The following is a 17,363-nucleotide window of genomic DNA, read 5'->3' as shown; positions in this document are numbered from 1 at the left end:
TTTCTGCGCAGACTGCTATAATCCGCCGCCATATTATTGCTAGGTAAAATGCATGCAAGCCGCCACTAACATATTCGATTACCCCAAATACTGTCACGCCAGTGAATCGACAGCGCCATTCTTGCCGATGTCGAAAAAAGAAATGGCGCAATTGGGGTGGGATGCTTGCGACATTATCCTAGTAACCGGCGACGCTTATGTGGACCATCCAAGTTTTGGTATGGGCGTGATTGGCCGAATGTTGGAGTCTCAGGGGTACCGAGTGGGCATTATTGCGCAACCCAACTGGCACTCTAAACATGATTTCATGAAGCTGGGCAAACCCAAGTTATTTTTTGGGGTTACGGCAGGCAACATGGACTCCATGATTAATCGCTATACCGCTGATCGGAAGATTCGGCATGACGACGCCTACACTCCCAACAATGAAGGCGGTAAAAGGCCTGATAGAGCGGTAACTGTTTACACTCAGCGTTGTAAAGAAGCCTTCAAAGAAGTGCCGGTCATCCTCGGCGGTATTGAAGCAAGTTTGCGCCGCATTGCGCATTATGACTATTGGCAAGACAAAGTGCGCCGTTCAGTAATCTTTGATGCCAAGGGCGATATTCTAGTTTATGGCAATGCCGAACGCCCGTTAGTCGAGGTGGCCGCTCGACTGGCCGCGGGAGAGCCCATTGCGTCTATTACCAGCGTGCGCGGCACTGCTATCATATCCAAACAGCCGCTCACAGAGTGGGGTGGTATGGACTCGCGTAAACTCGATCAATTAAAACGCATCGACCCCATTCCCAACCCCTATGGTGCAGATGATGTAGGCTGTCAAAATTTGTCGGGTCCCAGTGACGTTAAAATATTCGATAATGAAACTGCTAAGCCAGTAACTGTGCAGCCGGCGAAGCCAAAGCCGTGGGAAAAGCAATACATCTTATTACCCTCATTCGAACGCGTAAAAGACGATAAATACTTATACGCTCACGCCTCTCGAGTGATGCATCAAGAAACGAATCCTGGATGCGCTCGAGCACTGTTTCAGCCCCATGGCGATCGTGGCGTTTGGGTCAATCCGCCGGCAATTCCACTCACAACTGAAGAAATGGACTGGGTGTTTGACCTTAACTATGCGCGGGTGCCTCACCCAAGCTATGGCAAGGCAAAAATTCCAGCCTATGACATGATTAAAACCTCCATCAACATCATGCGCGGCTGCTTTGGTGGTTGCTCATTTTGCTCCATTACCGAGCATGAAGGTCGTATTATTCAGAATCGCTCGAAGCAATCCATTGTTCGCGAAATTGAACAAATCAGAGATAAAGTGCCTGGGTTTACTGGTGTAATCTCTGATTTAGGAGGGCCCACGGCCAACATGTACCGCTTAGGTTGTGACAGTGAAAAGGCAGAATCCACATGTCGACGATACTCCTGTGTTTTTCCGAGTATTTGCGGTCACTTAAAAACGGATCACAAGCACACCATCGACCTGTATAGGCAAGCGCGGGCCGTGCCCGGCATTAAGAAAATACTTATTGCGTCCGGTGTGCGCTACGACTTAGCCATCGAAGATCCTGAATACGTAAAAGAGCTGGTGGAGCATCATGTTGGTGGCTATTTGAAAATTGCGCCGGAGCATACGGAATCAAATCCGCTGCAAATGATGATGAAACCGGGCATGGGTAGTTATCATAAATTCAAATCCATGTTCGATAAGTACTCTAAGGCCGCCGGTAAAAAACAATACGTGATTCCCTATTTTATTTCGGCACATCCCGGTACCGAAGACATGGACATGGTCAATTTGGCGCTTTGGCTTAAATCTGAAAAATTTAAGCTGGACCAAGTTCAGAACTTCTACCCATCCCCGATGGCGAATGCTACCACCATGTACCATGCCGAGCTGAATCCTTTGACGAAGGTAAAACACGGTAGTGACGAAGTTATTGTGGCGAAAAAAGGGCGGCAGCGACGGTTGCATAAAGCCTTGCTTCGATATCATGATCCAGAAGGATGGCCATTAATCCGTGAAGCACTGTTTAACATGGGTCGAAAAGACTTAATTGGAACCGGACCTCAGCATTTGGTGCCGCCAGCAGGTCGAAGCTCGCACAAACATGCTTCTAACAAGAGCTATCGCGCAGCAACGAAGCACACCGGCGTTCATGCGGGTAAAGCGATAGCGAAGGGAAAGCCGAGCAAAAGCGCTAAATCGAGCAATGCTAAGCGATTTAAATCGAAACGCAGCAAACCACTGTAAGCTAATCTAATATCGATAAGAAAGCGGCGATGATGGGATCATTAAGCCGCCTTTTTTGCGCCACAATACCTATGGTAAATGGTTCTATGGTGGCCCGACTGTTTATGGTTACTACTCTGTCTTTCACGGGTGAATTCTCCACCACTACTGAAGGCGTGATACCGACGCCGCATCCCAATGCCACCATGCTGACCAAGGCTTCATGTCCGGAAACTTTGGCGTAAATGTTAGGCTGAAATTCCATTTCCTTAAACCAAGCATCGGCTCGGCGTCGTGCCGGTCCATGATCCGGCAAAATGAACGGTAGCTTCTCCCAGGGAGTTTGGGGCTCGTTAATAAGCTTGGATACCGCTCCTGGCAGTGCAGGGCCAATAATCAACAGAGGTATTTCATCTAACGAAGAGAAGTGAACCGCTTCGGGCAGTACATCTGGGTGCGCTGAAACCGCTATATCCACCTGATTGCGTTGAATTAAATCTACAGCCTGAGAAGGGTCACCGGTGGTTAATTGAATCTCGATCTTTGGGTAATCTTGACGAAATCGCTCCAGTATTCCGGGCAGATGACTATAAACGGCGGTTACCGAACAAAAAAGCTTAAGCTCTCCTGTGACGAAACCGCTGGAATCGGCTATCTTTTGTTTCAACGATTGCCAATTTTCTAAGGTTTGCCGGGCAAAATTCAAAAACTCAACACCCGCGGAGGTTAACTTTACTCTGCGATTGTCTCGTAGCAATAGGGGTTGACCAACTTGATCTTCTAGTCGTTGAATGCAACGGCTTAAGGTTGATGCGCTAACGTGCATCTGTTGTGCCGTCTTAGCGAAATGAAGAGTTTGGCTTAAATGAAGAAATAACCGCAGAGATCGAATATCCATGATCGTTAAAACATTTCATATTATGCAAGGCGTTATCCCGAATATATCATTTTAAGCAATTAGATAGCTAGGTTATAGTTTGTTCAAGTTCTATCTTTTCTGCTGATTAATTGCACTGGAGTCGTTATGGCTAATTACTTTAATTCTTTGAATTTACGTCAACAATTGGAACAACTAGGGCAATGCCGTTTTATGGATTCCGATGAGTTTGTGGATGGCTGTAACTACATCAAAGGCTGGAATATCGTGATTCTTGGGTGCGGTGCTCAGGGATTAAACCAAGGCCTGAATATGCGTGATTCAGGGTGCAATATTAGCTTCGCGCTTCGCCCAGAAGCGATTGCAGAAAAGCGTAAATCGTATCTGACTGCCACAGGAAACGGCTTTAAGGTGGGGACAGTAGAGCAATTGATCCCTGCAGCGGACATGGTGTTAAACCTAACGCCTGATAAGCAGCATACCAACGCCGTCTCTTCTGTAATGCCATTAATGAAGCAAGGTGCCGTGCTTTCTTATTCTCATGGTTTTAATATTGTGGAAGAAGGGATGCAGGTTCGTGAAGACATCACGGTAATCATGGTAGCCCCTAAGTGCCCGGGAACCGAAGTGCGAGAAGAATATAAACGCGGCTTTGGGGTTCCAACCCTGATTGCTGTTCACCCTGAAAACGATCCGCAAGGTATTGGTTTTGAAACTGCTAAGGCTTATGCCTCAGCCACTGGCGGAGACCGAGCTGGCGTTTTGCACAGCTCTTTTGTTGCGGAAGTGAAATCCGACTTAATGGGCGAGCAAACGATCCTTTGTGGGGCATTGCAAACCGGAGCAATTCTCGCGCACGAGAAAATGGTGGCCGATGGCATTGACTCAGGATACGCGGCGAAGCTTATTCAGCAAGGTTGGGAGACGGTAACCGAAGCACTAAAACACGGTGGAATCACCAATATGATGGATCGCCTCTCTAATCCCGCGAAAATTCAAGCCTATGCCTTGGCGGACGATCTAACGGAACGAATGCGCCCGCTGTTCGAAAAGCACATGGACGATATCATTAGCGGTGAGTTCTCTCGAACTATGATGGAAGATTGGGCGAACGACGACATTAAACTGTTGACTTGGCGAGAAGAAACCAATGAAACCAGCTTTGAGAAAGCGCCGACTGTTGATGATGATATCGACGAGCAAGATTACTTCGATAAGAACATTTTTTTAGTGGCTTTGTGTAAGGCGGGCGTGGAACTAGCATTCGACACCATGGTGGCAGCTGGAATCATCGAGGAATCTGCATACTACGAGTCGCTTCATGAAACCCCATTAATTGCTAACACCATCGCGCGTAAGCGATTGTATGAAATGAACATCGTAATCTCAGATACCGCGGAATACGGTTGTTATTTATTCTGCAATGAAGCCGTTCCGTTGTTGCGGGACTTTGTCAATCAATTACCTTCCGAGTTTGTTGGCAAAGGCTATGTCCCAGAATCGAATACGGTAGACAATCAGCATTTGATTGCAGTGAACTCAGCCATTCGAAATCATCCGGTTGAAATTATCGGTGAAGAGTTACGAGGTTACATGACGGCAATGAAACAGATAGCGGTGGACTAGGTTGAAGCAGAACTGTGAGCGGACAGGAGGTCTAGCGATAAAATCACTCATAGATTGAAAAAGCACTTGTTAATTTATGAAGGCTTTGCTAATTATTAAGTTATGAATATACATAAGCTTAGTTTGACCTTGTCCCAACTAGTACTGCTAGTGATTACCGTGGTGATTATTATCTCCAAGCGGGGGATGGGTTTTAGCCAAAACTAAGGCAAAGAAACCAGAAAAACCCCCGCTCCGAAAGGAACGGGGGTTTTTTTATGCCAAAAGGAAGCTCAAATGATTACAGGCGCTGAAGCGATAATGAAGGTGATATCTGCGCATGGAGTATCCACAGTGTTTGGATACCCAGGTGGTGCTATCATGCCGGTTTATGACGCGTTACACCGACAGCAGCAGTTGCAGCATTTACTCTGTCGTCACGAGCAAGGAGCAGCGTTTGCTGCGCTTGGCCATGCGAGAGCTAGCGGCCGAACGGGGGTGTGTATTGCGACCTCAGGTCCTGGTGCTACCAATTTAGTCACCGGATTGGCAGATGCCCTTTTGGATTCAATACCCATGGTGGCAATTACTGGGCAGGTACATTCGAATTTAATTGGTACCGATGCTTTTCAGGAAGTTGATGTGCTCGGTATGTCGCTCTCCTGCACCAAACACAGTTTCATGGTGGAATCAGTTGATGAGCTGGTTGATACGCTTTATCAGGCATTCGAATTGGCGGCGAGTGGACGTCCAGGACCGGTACTGGTGGATGTGCCAAAAGATATTCAACTGGCACAGTTGGAATACAAAGCTCCTTTAATGGCGGCCAATGATCCCGAATCTTTGCCCACTGAGTCAATTAATGCCGCCAAAGCCTTGTTAACGGCATCGAAGCGACCCATGCTTTACTTAGGAGGTGGCGTTGCCAGTGCAGGAGCATCCGCAGAGGTTAAGCAATTTTTAGAGACCACAGGGATGCCGTCTGTTACCACATTGAAAGGTATCGGCGTCTTACAACCAGACACTCCAGGCTTTTTGGGCATGTTAGGCATGCACGGCACCAAAGCCGCGAACTTAGCCGTTCAAGAATGCGATTTACTGATTGTAGCGGGCGCTCGCTTCGATGATCGTGTCACCGGCAAACTAGAAGAGTTCGCTTGCAAAGCAAAAGTGATTCACATTGATATCGACCAAGCGGAGGTTAACAAACTTCGTCAAGCCGATGTATCGCTGCTTGGAAATTTGGGTAGCCTGTTGAGTGCCATTGGTCAACCATGCTCAGTTCAGTCCTGGCGAAAATATTGCGACGAATTGTCAGAGAAGTTTGCTTGGTACTACCCGAAGTTAAGCCCTGAAACCCCAATCCATGCTCCGAGTTTGCTTAAAAACATTGCTGATAGGTTACCCCATGACTCAGTGGTGAGTTGTGATGTAGGGCAGCATCAAATGTGGGTTGCTCAGCACATGTGGTTTCGTCGTCCCGAAGATCATCTTTCTAGCAGTGGCTTAGGTACTATGGGCTTTGGTTTACCAGCAGGCATAGGGGCTCAAGTGTCACGACCTCAGGCCACTGTTGTCACCATATCCGGTGACGGCAGTTTTATGATGAATGTGCAAGAACTCACTACCGTGAAGCGTAAGCAACTGCCATTAAAAATAGTTGTCATGGATAACCAACGTTTAGGGATGGTGCGGCAATGGCAGCAGTTATTTTTCGAACAAAGGTACAGCGAAACCACACTTACGGATAACCCGGATTTTGTTACGTTAGCGAAGGCGTTCGACATTGATGGCATGAGAATAGAACGCTCTGAACAAGTAGAACAAGGGCTTGATGCATTATTGAATAGCGACAAGGCCTTTTTATTACACGTTTGCATCCCCGAAAACGAACTGGTTTGGCCGTTAGTGCCACCCGGCGCACCCAACAGCGAAATGATGGAGGAAAACTGATGGATCATCAACTTACTGTACAATTTCGTTCACGCCCAGAGGTGTTAGAGCGGATTTTAAGAGTGACACGGCATCGTGGTTTTGCGGTAACCGAAATGGATATGCGTTACCCTAATAGCAGTCAAGGTGTGATGAACTTGAACGTTCACTCAGAACGATCAATAGAATTATTACGCTTGCAACTGATTAAATTAGTTGACGTAATGGACTGCCAAGTTGCACATTTGGACAGTCTGCAATCGAGCGCTACCGCTTAGCAAATAGGAATAAAAAAAAGATGTCTACCTCCGCAGAGTTTATTTGGTTTAACGGTTCCCTAATTCCATGGAAAGAAGCGACGGTTCATGTGATGTCACATGCACTGCATTACGGCTCTTCCGTATTTGAAGGCGTGCGGGTTTACAACACCCCAAAAGGGCCTGCAGTGTTCCGTTTAACGGAGCATACCAAACGATTATTTGACTCGGCGAAAATTTATCGCATGAATGTGCCCTATTCTGAGGCAGATATTAATCAGGCCTGTAAGCAAGCGGTATCCAAAAATGGACTGCAAAGTGCTTATATAAGACCCATGGCGTTTATTGGTGATGTAGGGTTGGGGCTGACGCCACCGCTAGATGCTCAGGCAGAAGTTATTGTTGCAGCATTCGAATGGGGAGCTTACCTCGGTGAAGAAAGCATGGAGCAGGGGGTTGATGTTGCAGTGACTTCTTGGAATCGATTAGCACCAAACACCATGCCTACTGGCGCCAAAGCGGGTGGCAACTATCTGTCTTCGCAATTAATCTCCCGAGAAGCCAAGCGTCATGGTTATAACGAAGGCATCGCCTTAGATAACAACGGCTGCATTTCTGAAGGTGCAGGCGAAAACTTATTCATTGTTAAAGATGGGGTGTTATTCACGCCACCGGTTACCGCTGCAATTTTGCCTGGGATCACGCGTGACACCATTATGACATTGGCTAAAGAAGCTGGATTTAAAGTGGTGGAGCAAGCGATGCCAAGAGAGTCTATGTACTTGGCTGATGAAATTTTCATGACGGGAACCGCTGCTGAGATTGTACCGGTGCGTAGTGTTGACCAGATTCAAGTGGGTGAAGGTAAACGCGGCCCAATCACAGAGCAAATGCAAAAAGCCTTCTTCGGACTCTTCAACGGAACCACAGAAGACAAATGGGGTTGGTTGCACTACGTTAACGACTAATCATTAGCATTCAGCAAATTTAAGGAATTCATCATGGCAAAGCTTCGTTCAGCTACCAGTACCCAAGGACGCAATATGGCAGGCGCTCGCGCACTATGGCGGGCCACCGGAGTTAAAGATCAAGACTTTGGAAAGCCAATAGTTGCTGTGGTGAATTCGTTTACGCAATTCGTACCCGGCCATGTTCATTTAAAGGACATGGGGCAGTTGGTGGCCGGCGCAATTGAAGAAGCCGGCGCCATAGCGAAAGAGTTTAATACCATTGCCGTTGATGATGGCATCGCCATGGGGCATGGCGGCATGCTATACAGCCTTCCAAGCCGCGAATTGATAGCGGATTCAGTGGAATACATGGTAAACGCACATTGTGCCGATGCCATGGTATGCATTTCCAACTGCGACAAAATTACCCCCGGCATGTTAATGGCCGCATTGCGTTTAAATATACCGGTAGTCTTTGTCTCCGGTGGTCCTATGGAAGCCGGTAAAACTAAGCTTTCCGATAAGATAATTAAACTGGACTTAGTCGATGCAATGGTTGCTGCAGCCGACGAGTCAGTATCGCAAGAAGATTCAGAGGCGATTGAGCGCAGCGCTTGTCCAACGTGCGGGTCATGCTCAGGCATGTTTACGGCAAACTCGATGAACTGCTTAACAGAGGCGTTGGGGTTATCACTTCCCGGCAACGGCTCTATGTTGGCAACGCACGCTGATCGAGAGCAACTTTTCTTAACCGCCGGCAAGCGCATAGTTGACCTGTGCCAACGTTATTATGGTGACGATGATAGTTCCGTTTTACCAAGGAATATTGCCAATTTTGATGCCTTTGAAAATGCCATGGCATTGGATATTGCGATGGGTGGGTCGAGTAATACGGTATTGCATTTGTTAGCCGCTGCTCAAGAAGCTGAGGTTGACTTTACCATGGCAGATATTGACCGTATGTCACGGCGAGTACCTCACCTGTGTAAAGTGGCTCCATCCACGCCGGATTATCATATGGAAGATGTGCATCGAGCCGGTGGGGTTATGGCCATTTTGGGTGAGCTGCAGCGGGCTAATCTGTTGCATACCGATGTTAATCATGTTGCTGGTGGCACTTTAGCTGAAGTGCTGTCGGAATATGACGTTATGCAAAGTGCTTCTGAGCGTACCAAAAATTTCTATCGAGCTGGTCCCGCGGGCATTCCAACCACTCAAGCTTTCAGCCAAGATTGTCGATGGGACACCTTAGACACGGATCGACAAAATGGTTGCATTCGCACGGCCGCCAACGCGTTTAGTCAAGAAGGCGGCTTGGCTGTCTTAGGTGGGAATCTTGCGGAAGATGGCTGTATTGTGAAAACCGCCGGTGTCGATGATTCTTGCCTCGTTTTTTCCGGTAAAGCCATTGTTTATGAAAGCCAAGATGACGCTGTTGCGGGTATCTTGTCAGGCGAAGTGAAAGCAGGGCATGTTGTGGTTATTCGCTACGAAGGCCCTAAAGGCGGGCCGGGGATGCAAGAGATGCTTTACCCAACCAGTTATCTGAAATCCAAAGGGTTAGGAAAAGACTGTGCATTGATTACGGATGGTCGCTTTTCAGGAGGTACGTCTGGCTTGAGTATTGGACACGTTTCTCCTGAAGCTGCTTCTGGGGGAGCAATAGCATTGGTGGAAAACGGTGATACGATAAATATCGACATACCGCAACGATCCATCGAGTTGGCTGTGGATTCCAGCGAGTTAGCCCGACGTCGAGAGGTAATTGAAAAAAGTAACAGTCCGTATAAGGCGAACAACAGAGAGCGCAGGGTTTCACCAGCACTAAAAGCGTATGCGTTATTAGCGACCAGTGCCGATAAAGGTGCTGTGCGCGATCTCAGCAAGTTGGATCATTTATAACGGTATCTGTTTTTGGAGTTTCATTAATGTCGTTAACCCAAGAGTATTTGCAGCGTACCTTATTATCTAAAGTGTACGATGTCGCCAAGCAAACAGAGTTGCAAACACTGAAGAAGTTGAGCCAAAGGTTTGCTTGTCAAATACAGTTAAAGCGCGAAGACCAGCAACCGGTGCATTCGTTTAAGTTACGCGGTGCCTACAACTGCATTGCGCATTTAGACAAAGAAACGTTGAAAAATGGCGTGGTTGCGGCTTCTGCGGGTAATCACGCCCAAGGCGTAGCTTTAGCGGCAACATCTCGTCAATGCAACGCTGTAATCGTAATGCCAACCACCACACCAGAGATTAAGGTTGAAGCGGTTAAACGCTTTGGAGGCGAAGTGGTCTTACATGGCGACAGTTTTGATCAGGCCAATGACCATGCCAAACAGCTCGCAGAAGAACACGGGCGAGCCTATATTCATCCCTTCGATGACCCCGATGTAATCGCCGGTCAAGCGACCGTAGCGCAAGAGATGGTGCAGCAAAACCGACAGCTAGAGTGTGTGTTTGTCCCTGTCGGGGGCGGGGGGCTAGTTGCTGGTATGGCAGCCTATTACAAGGCATTGTTGCCGCACGTAAAAGTGATTGGTGTAGAGCCGCACGACTCGAGTTGTTTAAAAGCAGCACTGGAACACGGCGCTCCTGTTAATTTAGAACAGGTTGGACTGTTTGCCGACGGAGTAGCAGTTAAACGCATCGGCAGTAATACCTTTAAGATTGCTCAACACTGTGTTGATTCGGTTATAACGGTAAGCAGCGATGAGATATGTGCCGCAGTAAAAGATATTTTCGAGGACACGAGAGCCATTGCAGAGCCTTCAGGAGCGTTAGCTTTAGCGGGGCTTAAAAAGTATTTAAATGAATCGGATGGCTCGGTAACGCAAGTGGCGGCGGTGCTCAGTGGCGCCAACGTCAACTTTCATAGCTTGCGCTACGTATCTGAGCGTTGCGAACTTGGGGAAGGTAAAGAAGCGGTTCTAGCGGTAACGATTCCTGAACGCGCGGGTAGTTTTCTAAGTTTTTGCAAGTTGCTCGGTGGTCGTGCGGTAACCGAATTTAACTATCGATTTGCCGATCGTGAAGGCGCGCAAATCTTTGTTGGTTTGCGATTAGGTCAGGCGGCCGATGAACTGCCCAAAGTAATAGAATTATTGAGACAAAATCACTACCCCGTAACCGATCTCACACAGGATGAGATAGCCAAACAGCATATTCGTTATATGGTTGGAGGCTGCCCACCAACGCCCATTAGTGAGCGGCTGTACAGTTTCGAATTTCCAGAATCGCCGGGAGCTTTGTTTACCTTCTTAAGCACTTTGGGTCATCGTTGGAACATCACCTTGTTTCATTACCGAAATCATGGCGCCGCTTACGGTAGGGTTTTGGTTGGCTTTGAAACCCGAGAATCGGACCAAAAAGAGTTTATGCAATTTTTGGATGAACTGGGGCTGGTTTATCGAGATGAGAGTGACTCACCGGCTTATCGATTATTTTTGAATCAAGCCAGCAAACATTAATGTATGTATCACCTCTCATAAATTGATTTGTAGCTTTATCCCTGAAGATTGGCTTGTTAGATTTTCGCTATCTTGCAGATTTTTGCTTTCACAAGGAGCTCGACATGATCAGTGCACCGGCATTTTCCACATTTTTTCCCCCTAGACGAACGCTCATGGGACCCGGCCCATCTGACATTTCGCCTCAGGTGCTGGCAGCACAATCTAAGCCAACCATTGGGCATCTCGATCCGCTTTTCATTAAGATGATGGACGAGTTAAAGAGTTTACTGCAATACGCGTTTCAAACGACCAACCCGATGACATTAGCAGTATCGGCTCCAGGCTCAGCGGGCATGGAAACCTGTTTCGTGAACCTAGTCGAACCTGGGGACACGGTTATTGTTTGTCGAAACGGTGTTTTCGGTGAAAGAATGCGACAAAACGTCGAGCGCATTGGTGCTACCGCCGTTGTGGTTGATGATCCATGGGGGCAACCTGTTTCAGCAGCAAAAGTTGAACAAGCATTACAGCAAAACCCACAAGCAAAATTTGTGGCATTAGTGCATGCAGAAACCTCAACAGGGGTGTGTTCCGACGTACAAACGATTGCCGCCATCGCTCGCCAATACGATTGCTTATCTATTGTCGATGCCGTTACATCACTTGGCGGTATTGAGTTGAGAGTGGATGATTGGGGCATTGACGCCATCTACTCAGGTTCACAAAAGTGTTTATCATGCGTGCCAGGACTCTCACCGGTTTCATTTTCACCGCGGGCGGTTCAAAAGATTCAAGATCGCAGTCATCCGGTGCAAAGCTGGTTTTTAGATCAATCCTTGGTCATGGGCTATTGGAGCGGCGACGGTAAGCGCAGTTATCACCATACTGCTCCGGTAAATGGTCTCTATGCACTGCATGAATCGCTGCGACTGCTTGCTGAAGAAGGACTGGAAAATGCGTGGGCGCGTCACCGTCAGCAGCACCGAGACTTGGCTACGGGATTAACCAAATTAGGCATCGAGTTTATTGTGGACGAACAATATCGATTGCCTCAACTGAATGCGGTCACAATCCCTGAAGGAGTTGATGATGCAAAGGTTCGAAGCCGCTTACTTAATGAGTTTAACTTAGAAATTGGCGCAGGCTTAGGTGATTTGGCCGGAAAGGCCTGGCGTATTGGACTAATGGGTTACGCTGCTCGTAAAGAAAATGTCGCCTTGTGTCTGCAGGCACTGAATCAAGTGTTGCGTTAGGGTTAATCTCTCCCAACTAAAAAGCTGGCTCTCAAGCCAGCTTTTTTGATGGATTAACCACTACTTTACTTGTTGCTGCAGCTGCATCCAAATCGCGCGTTGCTGTTTTAATGACAATGCTAATTGAGCCATTTGTTGCTTACCCTCTTGGCTAATCTTTGAACGGCCTTGGGCTATGGCCTCGCGCTTAGCAGAGTAATAAGCCGTCATGCGTTCAACCAGAATTTCGTGCTCCGATTCTAACCGACTTAATAAGGTTTCATCCTTCGTCCTACATAAATGTTGTGCTTTGCGTTGCAATTGCATTTTGGCTTTTGCGGCTTCAATGCGTTCCTGCGGGGTGCGTCTTAGCTTATGTGCAAGCCCCAATTTGCTCAAACTCCATATTAACCACTTTGTTGGATCAAACTGGAACCAACGGATGCCGTTGCGGTAATCGTATTCAAAGATATGATGGAAGTTGTGGTAGCCTTCTCCAAAGGTAAGCATGGCCAACACGCCGTTGTCTCTTGCAGTATTTTTATCAGTGTAGGGTTGGCCACCCCAAATGTGCGCCAACGAATTAATAAAAAACGTGCTGTGATGCACAATAACCAGACGTGCTACGCCAGCTAACAGTAACATGCCCAAAATCGACCCGTTCAGCCAACCAAGAAACAACGGTAACCCTATGTTCATGAGTGCAGCAAGCCACAGGTAGTGTTTATGCTGCCACATAACAATTTTGTCTTTTTGTAAGTCGCGGCAATTGGAGTAATCACTGTAGATCTGTGCTTGGTACTCGCGAATCATCCAACCAATGTGGCTGTAAAAAAAGCCCATTTTTGCAGAATAAGGATCTTTGTCGTTGTCATCCACGTGTTTATGATGTCGGCGATGATCAGAGCACCAATGCAACGCACTATTTTGCAGCGCCAAAGCGCCGCCAAGAGCGTAGATGAAGCGGACAATTGAGTGGGCTTGATAGGCTTTGTGGGACCAAAGGCGATGATAGCCACCAGTAATAGACATCCCACTTAATAGGATAAATAGTACGAAAATAGAGATTTCAAATCCGTCGAATCCAATTGTAGCAGCCCACACAGGTACTCCAACGATTGCGACCAAAGCGCTTGCGGCAAATATAAATATGTTAAGCCATATGAGATCCGGCTTTTTCATGAGTCTTACCTTTTTTCTTAATTATTTTGAGCTTACAGTTGTAAGCTAATTTATGTGGGTCGCGTCAATATTTCAAGAAAGATTTACTAATTAGCAAGAGATCGGAGTACTGATATTTTTACAGCGATGCGCTATCATCCTGAATGTTCAGTTAATATCGGAAACAATTATGGGTGTAAGAGCACAGCAAAAAGAGAAAACTCGGCGAGCTTTGGTTGACGCGGCGTTTAATCAGTTAAGTGCTGAGCGCAGCTTCTCATCGTTGAGCCTACGAGAAGTAGCTCGAGAAGCTGGAATCGCCCCTACCTCCTTTTACCGTCATTTTAAAGACATGGACGAGCTTGGCTTAACCATGGTTGATGAAGGTGGTTTAACGCTGAGACAACTGATGCGCAAAGGTCGACAGCGTGCTGCCAGTGGTGGTAGCGTCATTCGAACTTCGGCAGAAACCTTCATGGAAGTTCTCGATTCTAATCCCAACGTATTCCGTATCTTACTGCACGAACGCTCGGGCACAACTCCAGCTTTTCGAGCCGCGGTTGCTCGAGAAATACGTCATTTCATTGCAGAATTAGCCCACTATATTGAACAACAGGCGGATCGCCCAAGTGACGCAGCGTGGGCGCAAGCGGAAGCTTTAGTTACCCTAGTATTTCATTCTGGCGCGGAAGCTTTGGATTTAAAATCATCGCAACGCAAGCCGCTAACAGAGCGACTTGTATTGCAATTAAGGATGGTTGTGAAGGGCGCAGAAGGGTTAGCTAATCGCTATTAAGCTTTGCGCTTTAGCAATACACCCACTTCTTTATGGTGGGTATAAGGAAATTGGTCAAACAAAGCAAACCGCTCGATGTGGTGGGTTTTTGACAAAATACGCATATTATCTTCCAATGTATCTGGGTTACAGGAAATGTATACTATGTTGTCGTATTGGTTGACCAATTGCAGGCTTTCTTCGTCGATTCCAGCGCGTGGCGGATCAACAAGTATGGTATTGCAATGATAACTTTTAAGGTCTACGCCTTTCAGCCGGTTATACTCGCGCGTTCCCGCCATGGCGTCGCTAAATTCTTCTGCTGACATTCGAATAATAGTGACGTTGTCAATTTGATTGGCATTGATGTTGTATTGTGCAGACGCGACCGACGGTTTTGCTAACTCAGTTGCCAAGACGCGCTCAAAGTTTTTAGCGAGAGCTAATGAAAAATTACCGTTACCACAATACAGCTCCAATAGATCGCCCTCACTTTCACGCGTACAGTCTATGGCCCACTCCAACATCTTAATGGCGACTTTAGCATTGGGTTGTGTGAAGCTGTTTTCAACTTGCTGGTACACCAAGTGGCGGCCGTCTACTAATAACTCTTCAACCACGTAATCTTTATCGATAACGACCTTTTGCTTGCGTGCTCTACCAATAATATTGACACGAAATTGCTTTCCCAACTGAGCTTTTAGTAGTTTTGCTTGTTGTAGCCATTCCTCATCGAGTGGTTTGTGATAAAGCAAACTCACTAAGATTTCACCACTTAATGTCGACAGAAAATCCACCTGAAACAATTTACGTCTTAATACGTCGTTAGGACGCAGTTGCTCCATAAGTGCCGTCATCATTTGATTGATTAACTTAGAGGCTGGCAGGTATTGGTTCGTACGAACACGCTGATTTAGCTTTTTATCAAACATGATGTAAAACAAATCGTCGCCCTCGTGCCACACTCTAAATTCAGAGCGCATGCGATAATGGCTAGGTTCAGATGCAAAAACTTCTAACGCTGGAGCATCGAAGTGAGCAAACTGCTCTCTTAGTTGCGTACCTTTTGATTGCAATTGTTCTTGGTAATTGTCTGGACTGATTGCATCTAAATTCATGGATTATCCAATTCGTTTTAAGGGGGCGATGCGAATACTAGCGAAAGCCCAATAATTGTCCAGTATTTGATTAGCCTTTGTAACCTAGCGCCAGCTATGCAAAAATTCGTGACAACCTACTATTTACGAGAGCAAGTTTGTGTCATCACCATTATTGGTGTTTGATTCCGGTGTTGGTGGACTGTCCATTCTAGCCGAAATTCAACAGCAAATACCGAATATCGATGTTCATTATGTGTTTGATAACGCACGTTTGCCCTATGGTGCTCTCGATGACAATGAACTGATATCTGGCTGCGTAGAGCTGATTTGCAAACAAGCAAAGGCGGTAGGTGCGGGAATGATAGTTGTTGCTTGTAATACGGCGAGCACTCTGGTGCTACCTCACTTAAGAAAGAGATTGCAGCGACCCGTGGTTGGCGTTGTTCCTGCAATTAAACCCGCTGCAAAAGTGAGTCGAAACAATTCTATTGCCGTGCTTGCAACGCCGGCAACAATCAGACGCGACTACACCTTGCAACTCATTCAAGACCATGCAGACCAAGCTCAGGTGTCTTTATACGCGTCAACGCTGCTTGTGGAGTTAGCAGAACGAAAGTTATCTGGAGACGCGATTTCGTTAAATCGTTTACGCCATGCATTAACTGATGTTATGGGGTCTGATGCGGATACCATTGTGCTTGGATGTACTCATTTTCCGATATTGTCTAATGAAATACGCCAAGTCATTGGTAATGACATTGAACTGATTGATTCAGGTACCGCGATTGCAAAACGTGTGAGCCATCTAATGGGCTTATCGACCTCACCAGTTGTCACGAGCACTAATTGTTTGAGTGCTGCCTGTACTGACAAAAGCTTATTGTCCGATGGGTTAATTCGATCTATTCAGCGTTTTGGCTTTGAGTCGGTCGATGCGGTTTAGAGGGTGAACTAAAACAACCGCCATTATGGCGGTTGTTGTAGAAGAGCGGAGGTATTAACTTTTTCCTTCATTCTCCTGAGATTTCGCTTCCCTAACTTTTAGTGTTCGTTCTTGGAAAGTAAAATCGTTAAGCTTATTCATCGCTTTCTTTGCACCATCTTCCGGCATTTCTACGAATCCAAACCCTTTTCTACGACCGGTTTTACGATCGCGTACCAGGCGTACTGATTGGACGGTGCCGTATTCCCCAAATAATGCTTTCACTTCTCCCTCGTGCACACGATAAGGTAGGTTACCTACATAAAGAGTCATACTTTCTTGCTCACCAACATGACTGGGTGCAGTCATTTGATAGACAGCGATAGAGATGGTGGAGCCTACTAAGAATGCTATTGAAGCGGGGATCTCGATTGGAATAAATTGAATTGCTGCTGCGCAAATAAGTGCAATGACGACAGCGATTGGTAATGGTTTAGCCATTTTATTGTCTCTTGTGTTGTTATGATGTGGCTGAATGAACGTAATTTTGTTACGCAACTATTGATATTAATAAAAAAATCTCTTATCCACTAGCAAATACGCTTAATTTCTCTGCAAAATTTTCTAATCTCGAATTCTAGCATCGTAGCGCTAGGTTAAAACCCAACCATATTGCATAAAAATTGAGTTTTGTGTGCAAATGATCAGCAACTGATCCTTTTTGATCAAAAACCCCTTGCGCTAAATAATCAGCGCCCTATAATGCGCATCCACTGACACGGCACAGGGCCAAACAGCCACTGATTAAGCCCGAGTCAGTCGACCTAATAAGCGCCTTGAAAAAAGTTTTCAAAAAGCACTTGACGGTCGAAGGGAAACGCG

Annotated in this window: 13 protein-coding genes and 1 pseudogene; 10 read left to right on the top strand and 4 right to left on the bottom strand. The window is 46.7% G+C overall.

Annotated elements, in window-relative coordinates:
* Positions 1-52 precede the first annotated feature (52 nt).
* Positions 53-2,230: pseudogene (locus tag CLC91_RS13105) on the top strand (YgiQ family radical SAM protein); the annotation flags it as partial.
* Between the two features lie 19 nt (positions 2,231-2,249).
* On the opposite strand, the gene ilvY reads toward CLC91_RS13105, so the two are convergent.
* Positions 2,250-3,125, bottom strand: coding sequence for an HTH-type transcriptional activator IlvY (ilvY, locus tag CLC91_RS13100; RefSeq protein WP_095499358.1), 876 nt, complete (start codon positions 3,123-3,125; stop codon positions 2,250-2,252).
* Positions 3,126-3,251: 126 nt separating this feature from the next.
* On the opposite strand from ilvY, the gene ilvC reads away from it, so the two are divergent.
* From ilvC to CLC91_RS13065, 7 genes are all read left to right on the top strand, one after another.
* Positions 3,252-4,730, top strand: a complete 1,479-nt coding sequence (ilvC, locus tag CLC91_RS13095; RefSeq protein ID WP_095499357.1) for a ketol-acid reductoisomerase — start codon at positions 3,252-3,254, stop codon at positions 4,728-4,730.
* A gap of 276 nt (positions 4,731-5,006) precedes the next feature.
* Positions 5,007-6,662 carry an acetolactate synthase 2 catalytic subunit gene (gene ilvG, locus CLC91_RS13090; RefSeq protein WP_095499356.1) on the top strand — a complete coding sequence of 552 codons (1,656 nt, stop codon included), beginning with the start codon at positions 5,007-5,009 and terminating at the stop codon, positions 6,660-6,662.
* Positions 6,662-6,919: an acetolactate synthase 2 small subunit gene (ilvM, locus tag CLC91_RS13085; RefSeq protein WP_179287581.1), complete on the top strand. Its 258-nt coding sequence runs from the start codon at positions 6,662-6,664 to the stop codon at positions 6,917-6,919. Before ilvG ends, ilvM begins: the two co-directional genes overlap by 1 nt.
* A 20-nt stretch (positions 6,920-6,939) precedes the next feature.
* The gene (locus CLC91_RS13080; RefSeq protein WP_095499355.1) at positions 6,940-7,866 is read left to right on the top strand and encodes a branched-chain amino acid transaminase; all 927 of its coding nucleotides are present in this window, start codon (positions 6,940-6,942) and stop codon (positions 7,864-7,866) included.
* A gap of 33 nt (positions 7,867-7,899) precedes the next feature.
* Positions 7,900-9,750 (top strand): dihydroxy-acid dehydratase, encoded by a 1,851-nt coding sequence (gene ilvD / locus CLC91_RS13075; protein ID WP_095499354.1) that lies wholly within the window; start codon positions 7,900-7,902, stop codon positions 9,748-9,750.
* A gap of 26 nt (positions 9,751-9,776) precedes the next feature.
* On the top strand, positions 9,777-11,309 hold the full coding sequence (ilvA, locus tag CLC91_RS13070; RefSeq protein ID WP_095499353.1) for a threonine ammonia-lyase, biosynthetic: 1,533 nt from the start codon (positions 9,777-9,779) through the stop codon (positions 11,307-11,309).
* A gap of 104 nt (positions 11,310-11,413) precedes the next feature.
* Complete coding sequence (locus tag CLC91_RS13065; protein ID WP_095499352.1) at positions 11,414-12,544, top strand: pyridoxal-phosphate-dependent aminotransferase family protein; 1,131 nt, start codon at positions 11,414-11,416, stop codon at positions 12,542-12,544.
* A 60-nt stretch (positions 12,545-12,604) separates the two neighbouring features.
* Here the strand turns inward: CLC91_RS13065 and CLC91_RS13060 are convergent, their stop codons facing one another.
* On the bottom strand, positions 12,605-13,705 hold the full coding sequence (locus CLC91_RS13060) for a fatty acid desaturase (RefSeq protein WP_095499351.1): 1,101 nt from the start codon (positions 13,703-13,705) through the stop codon (positions 12,605-12,607).
* Between the two features lie 169 nt (positions 13,706-13,874).
* Between CLC91_RS13060 and fabR the strand changes: the two genes are divergently transcribed.
* A complete protein-coding gene (gene fabR, locus CLC91_RS13055) occupies positions 13,875-14,480 on the top strand; it encodes an HTH-type transcriptional repressor FabR (protein WP_095499350.1) in 606 nt (201 codons plus the stop codon).
* Here the strand turns inward: fabR and trmA are convergent.
* Complete coding sequence (trmA, locus tag CLC91_RS13050; RefSeq protein ID WP_095499349.1) at positions 14,477-15,577, bottom strand: tRNA (uridine(54)-C5)-methyltransferase TrmA; 1,101 nt, start codon at positions 15,575-15,577, stop codon at positions 14,477-14,479. The two genes, fabR and trmA, sit on opposite strands and share 4 nt — an antisense overlap.
* A gap of 139 nt (positions 15,578-15,716) precedes the next feature.
* Here trmA and murI point away from each other — a divergent pair, with 139 nt between their 5' ends.
* Positions 15,717-16,502, top strand: a complete 786-nt coding sequence (gene murI / locus CLC91_RS13045) for a glutamate racemase (RefSeq protein WP_158220746.1) — start codon at positions 15,717-15,719, stop codon at positions 16,500-16,502.
* A gap of 54 nt (positions 16,503-16,556) precedes the next feature.
* Here murI and CLC91_RS13040 read toward each other — a convergent pair whose 3' ends face one another.
* Positions 16,557-16,982 (bottom strand): RNA recognition motif domain-containing protein, encoded by a 426-nt coding sequence (locus CLC91_RS13040; protein ID WP_095499347.1) that lies wholly within the window; start codon positions 16,980-16,982, stop codon positions 16,557-16,559.
* Positions 16,983-17,363 lie beyond the last annotated feature (381 nt).

The organism is Paraferrimonas haliotis (assembly GCF_002282895.1).
GTDB classification, from domain to species: domain Bacteria; phylum Pseudomonadota; class Gammaproteobacteria; order Enterobacterales; family Shewanellaceae; genus Paraferrimonas; species Paraferrimonas haliotis.
This window is presented reverse-complemented; position numbering and strand designations above follow the sequence as displayed.